Origin of the sequence: Cupriavidus sp. OTU4054 (assembly GCF_038440175.1) — a bacterium.
GTDB classification, from domain to species: domain Bacteria; phylum Pseudomonadota; class Gammaproteobacteria; order Burkholderiales; family Burkholderiaceae; genus Cupriavidus; species Cupriavidus pauculus_D.
In genome coordinates this window covers 143,406-155,757 of the sequence record NZ_JASATF010000006.1, presented here as the reverse complement: position 1 = coordinate 155,757, position 12,352 = coordinate 143,406, and the positions used below count along the sequence as shown (strand labels likewise).

Here is a 12,352-nt window from a genome sequence, read left to right as displayed (position 1 = left end):
TGATGGATAACGAGTATTCGGATGCATTGGAAGCGCTGCTGCGCGACCATTGCACGCCCGCGATCGTGCGGGAGATCGAGGCGGGCAACGCGGCATCCTGCGATGCGCTGTGGCGCGTGCTGCAAGAGAGCGGGTTTGCCGATTGCCTGTTGCCCGATGCCGGGCTGACCTTGGCCGATATCGGGCCCATGCTCGTGGCGATGGGGCGGTATGCCGTGCCGGTGCCGCTGGCGCAGACGATGGTCGCGCGCGCGTTGCTCGACATGGCCAATGTGCCCGTGCCCGATGGCCGCATCACGCTCGTCACGGGGGATGGCGCCGCGCGCGCGTATGTGGCCGAAGGGGCCACGGCCGACTGGTTCCTTGTGCAGGACGGGGATCGCGCGATGCTGCTGTCGCGGGACGCGGCCGCTGTGGCGACGACCGGCGCGCACGGTGACCTCGCGGTGACGATTTCGGGAAGCGCGCCGGAGGGGGCGTCTTCCTTTGCGCTACCGCGCGGCACGTTGCGGACGGCAGGGGCGGCGCTGCATACGGCATTGATCGCCGGCGCGATGACACGCGCGTTCGACCTGACGTTGCAGTACGCGAACGACCGCGCGCAGTTTGGACGCCATATCGGAAAGTTCCAGGCGATCCAGCATCAGATCGCGCTGCAGGCGGAGCACGTGGCCGCCACGCGCGTGGCGGCGCAGCTGGCTTGTCAGGCGGAGGGATGGCTGCCGGATCCGATGCGGGCGGCGCTGGGCAAGTGCCAGGCGAGCGAGGCCGCGCATGCGGTGGCGTCAATTGCGCACGCGGTGCACGGGGCGATCGGCGTGACCGAGGAATACGACCTCCAGCTGTTCACGCGCCGGTTGCATGCATGGCGGATGGCGGATGGTTCGGAGGCGTATTGGGGGCGGGTGATTGGGGAGGCGGCGGTTGCCGGCGGTTTGGCCGCGGTGGATCAGGTTCGGGTCTGGAGCGGTGAGCCCGCCTGACGGAGGCGGGCGGCGGGGCTTACAGCAACTGCGCCGCGAGTGCCGCCACCAGCGCGATCGGCGTCACCATTGCGCCGATTCGCAGAAACTGCATCGCGGTAACCATATGTCCCTCGCGTCGTAGCGCCGTCAGCCACAGCAGTGTCGCGAGCGAGCCGGTGACCGAGAGGTTGGGGCCGAGGTCCACGCCGATGAGTACCGCGCCGGTGACGGCTTCGGAGGCGTGGCCGGCGGAGAGGGCTGACGCGGCGATCAGGCCGGCGGGCAGGTTGTTCACGATATTGGAGGCGAGGCCGACCAGCACGCCTGCCGCGATCGTTCCGATATGGCCCGCCACATCGTGCGGGTGCGAGGACAGCCATTGCACCCAGTGCGCCAGTTGCGTAATGACCCCGGTGTGCTCCAGGCCCGCTACCAGCACGAACAGCCCGGCCACAAGAGGCATCACGCCCCATGAGACTTCGCGTACCGCGGGCATGAACAGCCGCGGCTGCGATACGGATACCGCGCCTAGCGTGATCAGACCGCCCAGCGCCGAGGGCCAGCCCAGGTCGCGGCCGAGTAGCGATGCGGTCAGCAACGCCATGCCCGTGATGACGATGCCCGCGGTGGTCAGCCATGCCTGCAGCGTCAACGGCGGGGTGGGGACGTCTTCCGCGATGCGTTCGGCCAGTGCCTCGCGTTGCGTCCAGTAGAGGACCGCGAACGTCACGACGATCGCGATGATCGATGGCAGCGTGAAGCGCGCCAGCCATGCGGCCAGCGGTGGCATGCGTTCGCCGAACAGCACGAGGTTGGCGGGGTTCGAGATCGGCAGCGCGAAGCTCGCCGCGTTGGCGATGAACGCGCAGGCGAACAGATAGGGCAGGGGATGCTTTACGCGGGCGGCGCGCGTGGCGGCCAGCACGGCGGGGGTCAGCACGACGGCGGTGGCGTCGTTCGACATAAAGATGGTGACGGCGGTGCCGAAGCCGTAGACCAGCGCGAACAGCCTGCGCGCGGAACCCCGCGCGCGCCGTACCGCGAGTGCGGCCACATGGTCGAACAGGCCCGTCTTCCGCGCGAGTTCGGAGACGATCATCATGCCCGCGAGGAACAGATAGACGTCATTCCCGCGCGCCACCGCGGCCCACGCGTCGGCCAGCGGCAGCAGGCCCGCGACACAGAGCGCAATCGCGCCCGCCATCGCCCAGCACCATTCGGGCAGACGGAACGGGCGCAGCAGCACGCCGAGCGTGGCGGCGCACGCGATGCTCCAGATCAGGGGGGTAGACCAGGCGGACACAGATTCGTCAAGTTAAGGTGGAACGCGCCCCGGTGCGCCGATCGCGCAGCGGAACAGGGGGCATGAGCGGTGCGCGGGCCGCGCACGCGGGCGGTGCGACGCGGCGGGGCAAGGACGTGGGCGTGGGCCGGGCGCGCACGATGCTCAGAGCTGACCGGGGCCGCGCGGGGCGGCGTTCGTGGCGGGCATGCCCAGCGCGGGGGTTGCCGCGCCGCCATTGCCATCGCGCACGGCCGCGGGGCCGAAGCCGTCGTTAGCGGGCGTGGCGCCGTCGAGCGGGGCCTCCGCGGGCGCGGGCGGCGGGAAGCCGATGGACGCCACCGCGTGGACGCCGTCCGGATATTCGGTATAGGCCCAGTCCCCATTGATCCGCGCGACGCCCGACGGCGCCTCGAACAGCGACACGGGCACGCCCGCGAGCCGGCCTTCCATATACGCCGCCCAGATCGGCAACGCCGTGGTCGCGCCGAACTCGCGCTTGCCCAGCGGGCGATTGTCGTCGAAGCCCATCCACGCGACCGTGACGATCTCGCCCGCATAACCGGCGAACCAGCCGTCGATCGAATCGTTGGTCGTCCCGGTCTTGCCGGCAACGTCCTGACGCTTCGTATAGCGGCGCACGCCCGTGCCGGTGCCGGCATCGACCACGCTATGCAGCAGGCTGTCCATCACGAACGCATTGCGCTCGGAGATCACGCGCGTCGGTGCAACGGCCGTATCGGCCTGAAACAGGACATTGCCCTCGCCGTCGGTGATCTTCTGGATCAGATACGGCTCCACGCGGTACCCGTGGTTGGCGAACACGCCGTAGGCGGCAGCCAGGCGCATGGGCGACGTGGTGCCGGTGCCGAGCGCCATCGGCAGGTACGGTGGCAGGCGGCTCTTCGAGAACCCGAACTTGCCCGCGTAGTCGATCGCATATGGAATGCCGATCTCGCGCAGCGTGCGGATGGCCGGCAGGTTGCGCGACTCGGCCAGTGCCTCGCGCACGGGAATCGGACCGACAAAGCGATCGTCATCGTTCGACGGGTTCCACTTGGGATCGTCGAGCGGGGCATCGTTGATGAGCGTGCCCGGCGAGACACCACGCTCGAGGGCGGCCGAGTAGATGAACGGCTTGAACGTGGAGCCCGGCTGGCGCTGCGCCTGCGTGGCATGGTTGAAGCGGTTGGTCTGGAAGTCCGAGCCGCCGATCATCGCCTCGATCGCGCCTGTCTGGCTGTCGAGCGAGATCAGCGCGGCCTGCGGGGTGGTCCCGCCATGGCGCTGTCCGTACTTGTCGATGCCCGCGCGCACGGCGTCATAGGCCATGGTCTGCCGCACCGACGACACCGTCGTGTAGACGTTGAGGCCGCGCGTGTACGCGTCGTCGCCAAAGCGGTCGTGCGCGAGCTGACGCGCGAGTTCGGCCACGTATTCGGCGTGCCCCGCATAGCGACCGTTGCCGTCCGTCACCACGCTGATCTTCTCGGCGCGCGCATCGCGGTACTGGTCCTGCGTGATCATGCCGAGGGAGAGCATGCGGCCGAGCACGTACTCCTGCCGGCGCGTCGCGCGCGGCAGGTTCACGGCCGGGTTCATCGTCGAAGGCGCCTTGGGCAGGCCCGCGAGCATCGCGGTCTCCGCGATCGACAGGTCCGCGAGCGGCTTGCCGAAATAGACCTGCGCGGCGCTGCCGAAACCATAGGCGTGCTCGCCCAGGTAGACCTGGTTCATATAGAGCTCGAGCACGCGGTCCTTGGGCAGCGACCGGTCGATCTGCCAGGCCAGCAGGATTTCGTACCACTTGCGGGACAGCGTCTTTTCGCGCGACAGATAGAAATTGCGCGCGACCTGCATCGTGATCGTGGACGCGCCCTGCGCATAGCCCTCGCCGATATTGGCGAGCGCCGCGCGGATCAGGCCCGAGAAGTCCACGCCGACGTGCGAGTAGAACTGATCGTCCTCCGCCGCGAGCAGGGCCTCGGTCATGCGCTTGGGCATATGCTCGATGGGGATGAACTCGCGGTGCTCGGTGCCGAATTCCCCGATCAGCGTGTTGTCGCTGGTGAAGATGCGCAGCGGCACGTCCGGACGATAGTCGCGCAACGCGTCGATCGAGGGCAGTTGCCGCAGGCTGACCACCGCGGCGAAGCCGGCGAGCAGCACACCGGCGGCCGCCATCCCGCCGAGGGCGGTGGCGGTCCAGATTGCGATTTTTTTCATGGCCGCGATTCTACCGCGCCGCAGCGAGCGGTAATGGCTCGCCCGCCTCCGTGTGATCCGCGGGAGGCGCCGCGACCGTGTTTGCGGGTGCCTGGGACGGCACCTGACGTGCAAAGGCGCACAATGCCAGCCAGGTTTCCTCGCGTTCGACGATCGTGAAATGGTCGGTGCCGGGGATGGTTTGCAGGGCGACGGGGCCCGGCCACGCGGCAATCAGGCGCTCCGAGCACTCGTGCGGGACCACGGCGTCCGACTCGGCCAGCAGGACCTTTGTGCTCTGCACCACTTTCTTGCAATGGGAGATCGAATCGAAGTGGTGACGCATGAGCTGGCGCAGCGGCACCAGCGGAAAGCGCTTGCGCACGATTTCCAGCAGCGAGTCGTAGGGCGTGATCAGCTGCAGGCTCTCGAAGTCCTGCAGGTCCGCGAGCTGGATGGCGACGCCGGTGCCCAGCGAGCGGCCGACCACGTGCACGCGCACGCCGGGGAATGCGCGGCGGATATGGAGCAGGAACTGGCTGGCATCGGCCACGGCCGAGGCCTCCGAGGGCATGCCGTCCGAGTGGCCGAGACCGCGATAGTCGAACGTGGCGAAGCCCATGCCGTCGGGCAGCCATTTGACGTACTGGAGCGTGTCCAGCACGTCCTCGCCCCGGCCGGGCAGGTAGAACAGCAGGTCGTCCACGCCGTCGTCGCCGGCGTGATAGAGGTAGCCGCGCAGCATGCCGCCGGGCACCGTATGCGAATACGCGAGGATCCCTTCCGGCAGGTCGCGGGGCGGACGGCGCCGTGCGTCGAAGAGCAGGCGTTCCTGATTGACCGCGAGGTAGGTCCAGTAGCAGACGAAGCCGCCGGCCGTGACGAGTGTGGTGGCGAGCGTCCGGCGGATCAGTGTTGACATGAGGCTCGATGACATGAAGCCTGTTTTTTGTGATGGATCCATTCAGACAGCAGGTGGTTGACGCAAGTTCGTGCGCAAGTTCTTGTACGATACGCGCTTTGAGGCATTACACGGCCGAGGGGGCCAGCCATGGACGAACAGAAGCGCGCCGAGGAGGCGCAGGCAATGGAGCGCGTGGTGGCCGCCACGCGGCAGGTGCAGGTCGCCTTTACCGCCTTGCAAAGTCAGTATCCGCCAGAGGGCGCGGGCAAGCCATCGAAGCTGGCGCTGCAAACGTTCGATGCCGCACTGCAGGCGCTGGAAGACGCGCAGGCGACGTTCGACGAGATGCTCAACGACCTGCTGGACGGCAATCGCTGACGTTTCGGTGTCTCAGGCCGGGGGATAGCTGGCGACCTCGATGAGGTTGCCATCGGGATCCCGGCAGTAGACCGAATTCATGGGGCCGAGCGCGCCGGTGCGCTGCGCCGGGCCGGCCTCCACGGGCACCTCGTGCGCGAGGAAATGCGCGACCACTTCATTGGGCGGCATCCGCGTGATGAAACAGAGGTCGTCGCTGCCCGATGTCGGGTTCACGCCCGTGAACCACGCAACCGTGTCTTCGTCGATCGGGCGCAGGTTGATCTTCTGCTCGCCGAACTTGACGGACACGCGCGGGCCCGTGCGCGACGGGAAGTCTTCGCGTTGCATGCCCAGCACGCGCTGATACCACGCGGCGCTGGTTTCGACGTCCTTCACGTTGAGGACGATGTGGTCGATGCGATCGATCGCAAGGGTCATGCGGGGCCTCCGTTTGTGATGGGGGTTACTTTACAGCGTTTTGCCCTCACCCTCGGGCCTGCTATTCACCATGGCCTCGAACAATCTCGCGTATTGCGATTGCCTGGGCCACAGGAAGCCCAGCTGCCGGACCGGCCGGCCTTCGGGCAGCGGCAGGATCACGGCGGTATCGGGTACCGCGGCGCGTGGATAGCAGTCCGGCACCAGCGAGACGCCCAGTCCCATGCTCACCAGCAGCAGAATGCCGTCGGGCGAATCCAGTTCGAAGCGTTCCTGCGGATGCAGGCCGCGCTCCTGCAGATATTGCTCGCCCAGCAGGCCACCCCATGTGCGGCGGTCATAGCGGATCATCGGCTGCTCCGCGAGGATCGCGTCGGGGTCCTGGCCGGCGAGGTGGGCGGGCGCGAGCAGCACCAGCGGCTCCGTCCGCAGCATGTGCCAGACGTACGCCTTGGGCAGCTTGAACGGCGGCTCCACGAGCAGTGCGGCGTCCACCTTGCCCGTGACCAGCTGATGGTAAAGATCGTGCGAGGTGCCGATTTCCATCGTGGCATCGAGGCTTGGATGGCGCAGGGCGATATACCGGAGCAGATCGGGCATGACGTTGGTCAGCGCGGTCCGGATCGTGCCGATGCGCAGGCCGCCCGGGAAGCCTTCGTCGGATACGGCCATTTCCAGTTCCCGCACATCGCGCTGGAATTTTCGCGCGCGGGCGAGCAGGCGGGCGCCCGCTTCCGTCAGCCGCACGAAGCGGCCCGATCGCGTCACGAGCGGGGCGCCGAGCTCGCGCTCGAGCGTGCGCAGGCGCTGGGATAGCGCGGTGGGCGTGATATGGATCCGCCGTGCGGCCTCGGCCATCGAACCGCATTCGGCGACCATGACGAAGGTGTCGATAAAGCGCGTGTCCATATTTGAAAGCGGGCCCTCTCTCCGACGGCAATCCACAAAACGTTCATTCTGAACGCGAGAAAATCCAATTGTCTTAGAGTTTCCGCTTCCTCACAATGGCGCAACAGACCAATAAGGAGGAGACACCCATGGATCTCGGGATCGATGGCAAGACCGCGCTCGTGCTCGGCGCGGGCGGCGGCCTCGGCGGCGCGATTGCGCGGACCCTGGCGCGCGAAGGCGTCAAGGTGGCCGTGGCCGACATCAATGCCGAGGCGCTCGCCCCGGTGGTGGCGGACATCGGGCAGGCCGGCGGCAAGGCGTTCGCGCTGCAATGGGACCTCGCCGACCTCGGCGCGATCGAAGCGCGCGTGGCCGCCATCGAAGCCGCGCTGGGCCCGGTCGATATCCTCGTCAACAACACTGGCGGCCCGCCGCCGACGCCCGTCTTCGGACAGGACACCGCCGTCTGGCAACGCTGGTTCCAGGCCATGGTGCTGTCCGTGATCGCGATCACCGATCGCGTGCTCCCCGGCATGCGCGCCCGCCAGTTCGGCCGCGTGATCACGAGCACGTCGTCGGGCGTCGTCGCCCCGATTCCGAACCTCGGCCTGTCCAATGCCCTGCGCACCTCGCTCGTGGGCTGGTCCAAGACGCTCGCGGGCGAAGTCGGCCGCGATGGCGTCACGAGTAATATCGTGCTGCCCGGCCGCGTCGCCACGCCGCGCATCCAGTTCCTCGACGAGCAGAAGGCCGGGCGCGAGAACCGCCCCGTGGAGGACGTCCGCGCGCAAAGCATGGCATCGATTGCCGTGGGCCGTTACGGCGAGCCGCAGGAGTACGCCGACGTGGTGGCATTCCTTGCCAGCGCCCGCGCCGCGTACGTGACCGGCTCGGTCGTGCGCGTCGATGGCGGCCTGATCGCCAGCATCTGAACCATCAACTTCCAAATCGAGGCTTATCCATGTCCGTTGAATCCCTGCCGCTGGACGCGCGCACGATCGAAGTGCTCTCGAAGATCACCACCGCCACGCTGACGACGGTGCTGCTCAAGAAGGGCCTGCGTAACGTCTGGCTGCGCGGCGCGATGCCGTTGCATGCCAACAGCCCGCGTCTGGTCGGCCGCGCGTTCACGCTGCGCTTTGTGCCGGCGCGCGAAGACCTGGCCACGCCCGCATCGTGGTCGTCGCCGATTTCCACGCGTGCCGCCATCGAGGACATGCCCGCGGGCTGCATCGCGGTGGTCGATGCGATGGGCGTCAAGGATGCCGGCATCTTCGGCGACATCCTCTGCGCGCGCATGGGCAAGCGTGGTGTCACGGCGCTCGTCACCGATGGCGTGGTGCGCGACGTGGACGGCGTGCGTGGCACGGGGCTGCCCGTGTGGAGCAGCGGCGCGGCCGCGCCGCCGTCGGTGGCGGGCCTGACCTTCGTTGCGTGGCAGGAGCCGATCGGTTGCGGCGGCGTGGCCGTGTTCCCGAACGACGTGGTGGTGCTCGACAATGACGGCGCGGTGCTGATTCCCGCCGATATGCTCGAGGCCGTCGTGGCCGAGGCCGAGGAGCAGGAGCGCGTCGAGGGCTGGATCATGCAGCAGGTGGAAGCCGGCGAAAAGCTGCCGGGCCTGTATCCGCCCAACGAAGAAAACAAGAAGCGCTATCAGGCCTGGCGCGCGCAGCAGAAGGACTGATTTCAGGCATCGGCAGGGCAGGACAACGCGCGTCACGCGCGCGTTGGGGGGACGGTCGCGCCCGACGCGGCCGCCCCAGAACAATAATCAAAGGGGACAGACATGACACGCATCGACGGGGAAACGCTCGCGGTTCTTCCGGTGGCATCGCGCCGCACCTTCATCACGGCATCGCTCTGCGCGGGGCTCGCCGTCACGCTCGGCAACGCGGGCATCGCCCATGCGGCCACCGATTACCCCACCAAGCCGGCCACGCTGCTGGTCGGCTTTTCCGCAGGCGGCGCGGTCGATCAGGTCGCGCGCCTCGTGGGGCAGGGCCTGGGCAAGGACCTCGGCCAGTCGTTCGTGATCGAGAACCGCGCCGGTGCCACGGGCACCATCGCGGCGGAGGCCGTGGCGCGCGCCAGGCCCGACGGCTACACGCTGCTGCTGGGCACGCAATCGACGATGGTCGTGGCGCCCGGCATGTATCCGAAGCTGCGTTTCAATCCGGTCAAGGACTTCGTGCCGGTCTCGCTGATCGCCTCGGTGCCGCTGGTGCTGGTCGTGCATCCGTCGCTGCCGCTGCATACCGTGCAGGACGTCATCAAGTACGCCCGCGAGAAGAACGGCGCGCTCAACTACGCGTCGTCGGGCCCCGGCGGTCCGCAACACGTGGCGGCCGAGTTGTTCTCGACGATGGCCGGCGTGCAGATGGTGCACGTGCCGTACAAGGGCGAGGCGAACGCGATTGCCGATGTGCTCGGCAATCAGGTGCCGCTGATGTTCAGCAACCTGCCGACGCTGCTGCCCTATATCCGCAGCGGCAAGCTGCGCGCGATCGCGGTGTCGAGCCTGGAGCGCGCGCCGAGCGCGCCCAGTATCCCGACCGTATCGGAATCCGGCCTCAAGGGCTTCGAGGCGCTGACGTGGTTCGGCCTGTACGCGCCGGCCGGCACGCCCGCCGATATCGTGCAGAAGCTCGAGCACGGCGTGCAGGTCGTGGCGTCGGACCCCGACACGCGCGCCAAGATGGCCGCGCAGGGTATGAAGGTGGAAGCTTCGGATAGCGCGACGTTCAGGCAGTACATGGCGTCGGAGAGCGTCAAGTGGGGCGACCTCGTGCGCAAGTCGGGCATCAAGCCGGAATAAGCATCATGGCAAGCCCGGAGGCGTTGTGCCTCGATGACTTCGAGGCGGCCGCGCGCCGCCGCCTGCCGGCACCGGTGTTCGGCTATATCGCCGGTGCGGCCGAACGTTACCGCTCGTTCCACGATAACCGCGACGCGTTCGACGACGTCGGGCTCGTCACGCGCGTGCTCGTCGATATCTCGCGCCGGTCCACGGCCACGTCGCTGTTCGGCCGGACCTATGCGTCGCCGTTCGGCATCGCGCCCATGGGTCTCGCGGCGTTGTCCGCGTACCGGGGCGATATCGTGCTGGCGCAGGCGGCCGCGGAGGAGAACGTGCCGATGATCATGAGCGGGTCGTCGCTGATTCCGCTCGAGCAGGTGGCGCGGGTCAATCCGGAAGCCTGGTTCCAGGCCTATCTGCCCGGCGACGAGCCGAACATCGTCGCGCTGATCGAGCGCGTGCGGGCGGCGGACTTCGGCACGCTCGTCATGACGGTCGATACGCCGGTGCCCCCGAACCGCGAGAACTATGCGCGCGCGGGTTTCTCGGCGCCGCTGCGGCCCAGTGCGCGACTGGCGTGGGAGGGCATCACCCATCCGCGCTGGCTGTTCGGCACGTTCTTCAAGACGCTGGTGCGCCATGGCATGCCGCATTTCGAGAACAACTACGCCACGCGCGGCGCGCCGATTCTCTCACAGAACGTGCAGCGCGATTTCTCGGACCGCGGGCATCTGGACTGGCGCCATTTCGCGCTGATTCGCAAGATGTGGCCGGGCACGCTCGTCATCAAGGGCATTCTCGATGCGCGGGATGCGCGCATCGCCGTCGATGCGGGCGCCGATGGCATCGTCGTGTCCAATCACGGCGGGCGGCAGCTCGATGGTGCGGTGGCGCCGTTGCGCGTGCTGCCGGACATCGTGCGCGCGTGTCCGACCGTGCCGGTGATGCTCGACAGCGGCGTGCGGCGCGGCAGCGATGTGCTCAAGGCGCTCGCGCTCGGGGCGAAGTTCGTGTTCGTGGGACGGCCGTTCTGCTATGCGGCGGCGGTGCAGGGCATGCCGGGGGTGCGCAAGGGCATCCAGCTCATGAAGCAGGAGGTCTCGCGCAATATGGCGATGCTCGGCGCGACGTCGGTCCACGACATCGACGAGAGCTTTCTGTGGTCGCCCGTCAGCGCGGCTGGAACACGATGATCGCCATGCCGGCCACCGCCACCGCGACGCCGGCGATATCCCATGGGCTCGGACGCACGCCGTCCACGAGCCATAGCCAGCAGATGGCCACCGCGATATAGATGCCGCCGTACGCGGCATAGACGCGTCCCGATGCATCGGGATGCAGCGTCAGCAGCCATGCGAATACCGCGAGCGATACGGCGCCCGGCACCAGCAGCCAGGCGCTGCCGTTCTGGCGTAACCACAGGTAGGGCAGATAGCAGCCGAGGATTTCCGCGAGGGCGGTCAGCACATACAGCGGGACGGTCTTCATGCGGCGTCGGTGGGAGCGTCGGGTGCGGCGTCCGGTGCGGACTCGGCCTGCGTCAGCAGGTCGGCGTCGGCCATGGCGCTTTTGACCGTGCGGCGCTTGCGCGGCGGCGCGAGCAGCTGGCCGCCCTTGTACGGCACGTGACCGGCGGGCACCACGGTGGCGGCGCTTTCCACATGGAATTTCTGATCGTCGAAGAACATATGCGCGCCGAATGCGCGCAGGACCTGATCCTTGGGCAGCCCGCCGAGGAAGAACGCCTCGTCGATCTCGACGTTCCACGTGCGCAGCGTATGGATGACGCGTGTGTGGGCGGGGCTGTTGCGGGCCGTGACGATGGCGATGCGCACCGGGCATTCGCCGGACGGAAAGCGCTGCTGGACTTCGGCCAGCCGCAGCAGCAGCTTGGCAAACGGCCCTTCGGCCATGGCCTCGTGCCGGTGCTTCTGTTCGTGCCGGACGAAGGCTTCCAGACCCTTTTGCTTGTAGATGCGTTCGGATTCGTCCGAAAACAACACGGCGTCGCCGTCGAAGGCGATGCGGATCTGGTTGTCGGGGGCCTGGTAGTCCGGCGGCACGTCGTACAGCTGCGCCGCGGCCACGCCACCGTCGATGGCGGCCTGCACGTCGGCGGCATCGCGCGACAGGAACAGGTCCACCTTGAACGCATGCAGATACCGGTCGATGGCCTCGCCGCCCGTGAACGCCGCGCGGGTGATATCGAGCTTGTGCGCTTCGATGGCATTGAACGCACGCAGGCCCGTGTCGGGCGAGTTGCGCGAGATCACGACCACCTCGACGAGGCGACGGCCGGGGATGGCGGCGTTGAGCTTCAGCAGGGCACGGACGAGGGGGAACGCGGTGCCGGGGCGCAGCGGTTCGTCTTCGTGTTCGCGCTGGTGGGCGGTGTAGGCGGCAACGCCGTCGCGCTGATAGATACCGTTTTCGAGCTCGAGGTCGAACAGCGCGCGGGAGGAGATGCCGATGACGAGTTTGTCGGTGAGATCGTAGGCCATGCGGCA

At 67.8% G+C, this 12,352-nt stretch carries 13 protein-coding genes; 6 read left to right on the top strand and 7 right to left on the bottom strand.

Annotated features, from left to right (window positions below):
- Positions 1–2: 2 nt before the first annotated feature.
- The gene (locus AAHB16_RS10035; protein WP_150374964.1) at positions 3–983 is read left to right on the top strand and encodes an acyl-CoA dehydrogenase family protein; all 981 of its coding nucleotides are present in this window, start codon (positions 3–5) and stop codon (positions 981–983) included.
- Between the two features lie 19 nt (positions 984–1,002).
- Here AAHB16_RS10035 and AAHB16_RS10030 read toward each other — a convergent pair whose 3' ends face one another.
- The 3 genes from AAHB16_RS10030 to AAHB16_RS10020 all read right to left on the bottom strand — a co-directional run bounded on the left by AAHB16_RS10030 (position 1,003) and on the right by AAHB16_RS10020 (position 5,374).
- Positions 1,003–2,268 carry an arsenic transporter gene (locus AAHB16_RS10030; protein ID WP_150374963.1) on the bottom strand — a complete coding sequence of 422 codons (1,266 nt, stop codon included), beginning with the start codon at positions 2,266–2,268 and terminating at the stop codon, positions 1,003–1,005.
- Between the two features lie 144 nt (positions 2,269–2,412).
- Positions 2,413–4,473 (bottom strand): penicillin-binding protein 1A, encoded by a 2,061-nt coding sequence (locus tag AAHB16_RS10025; RefSeq protein ID WP_342050762.1) that lies wholly within the window; start codon positions 4,471–4,473, stop codon positions 2,413–2,415.
- A 10-nt stretch (positions 4,474–4,483) separates the two neighbouring features.
- Positions 4,484–5,374: an alpha/beta hydrolase gene (locus AAHB16_RS10020; RefSeq protein ID WP_150374961.1), complete on the bottom strand. Its 891-nt coding sequence runs from the start codon at positions 5,372–5,374 to the stop codon at positions 4,484–4,486.
- Between the two features lie 129 nt (positions 5,375–5,503).
- Here AAHB16_RS10020 and AAHB16_RS10015 point away from each other — a divergent pair, with 129 nt between their 5' ends.
- Positions 5,504–5,734: a hypothetical protein gene (locus AAHB16_RS10015; protein WP_109583804.1), complete on the top strand. Its 231-nt coding sequence runs from the start codon at positions 5,504–5,506 to the stop codon at positions 5,732–5,734.
- A gap of 12 nt (positions 5,735–5,746) precedes the next feature.
- On the opposite strand, the gene AAHB16_RS10010 is transcribed toward AAHB16_RS10015, so the two are convergent.
- Together AAHB16_RS10010 and AAHB16_RS10005 are read right to left on the bottom strand one after the other, a co-directional pair.
- The gene (locus AAHB16_RS10010) at positions 5,747–6,154 is read right to left on the bottom strand and encodes a VOC family protein (RefSeq protein WP_342050761.1); all 408 of its coding nucleotides are present in this window, start codon (positions 6,152–6,154) and stop codon (positions 5,747–5,749) included.
- Between the two features lie 30 nt (positions 6,155–6,184).
- A complete protein-coding gene (locus tag AAHB16_RS10005) occupies positions 6,185–7,063 on the bottom strand; it encodes a LysR family transcriptional regulator (protein ID WP_342050760.1) in 879 nt (292 codons plus the stop codon).
- Positions 7,064–7,191: 128 nt separating this feature from the next.
- Here AAHB16_RS10005 and AAHB16_RS10000 point away from each other — a divergent pair, with 128 nt between their 5' ends.
- From AAHB16_RS10000 to AAHB16_RS09985, 4 genes are all read left to right on the top strand, one after another.
- On the top strand, positions 7,192–7,977 hold the full coding sequence (locus tag AAHB16_RS10000; protein WP_342050759.1) for an SDR family oxidoreductase: 786 nt from the start codon (positions 7,192–7,194) through the stop codon (positions 7,975–7,977).
- Between the two features lie 29 nt (positions 7,978–8,006).
- A complete protein-coding gene (locus AAHB16_RS09995) occupies positions 8,007–8,732 on the top strand; it encodes a ribonuclease activity regulator RraA (RefSeq protein ID WP_150374957.1) in 726 nt (241 codons plus the stop codon).
- A gap of 102 nt (positions 8,733–8,834) precedes the next feature.
- Positions 8,835–9,863: a Bug family tripartite tricarboxylate transporter substrate binding protein gene (locus AAHB16_RS09990; RefSeq protein WP_342050758.1), complete on the top strand. Its 1,029-nt coding sequence runs from the start codon at positions 8,835–8,837 to the stop codon at positions 9,861–9,863.
- Positions 9,864–9,868: 5 nt separating this feature from the next.
- A complete protein-coding gene (locus tag AAHB16_RS09985; RefSeq protein ID WP_150374955.1) occupies positions 9,869–11,038 on the top strand; it encodes an alpha-hydroxy acid oxidase in 1,170 nt (389 codons plus the stop codon).
- On the opposite strand, the gene AAHB16_RS09980 is transcribed toward AAHB16_RS09985, so the two are convergent.
- Both AAHB16_RS09980 and AAHB16_RS09975 read right to left on the bottom strand, forming a co-directional pair.
- Positions 11,016–11,333 (bottom strand): YnfA family protein, encoded by a 318-nt coding sequence (locus AAHB16_RS09980; RefSeq protein ID WP_342050757.1) that lies wholly within the window; start codon positions 11,331–11,333, stop codon positions 11,016–11,018. The genes AAHB16_RS09985 and AAHB16_RS09980 overlap by 23 nt on opposite strands.
- Positions 11,330–12,346, bottom strand: a complete 1,017-nt coding sequence (locus AAHB16_RS09975; protein WP_150374953.1) for a 5'-nucleotidase — start codon at positions 12,344–12,346, stop codon at positions 11,330–11,332. Before AAHB16_RS09975 ends, AAHB16_RS09980 begins: the two co-directional genes overlap by 4 nt.
- Positions 12,347–12,352: the final 6 nt, after the last annotated feature.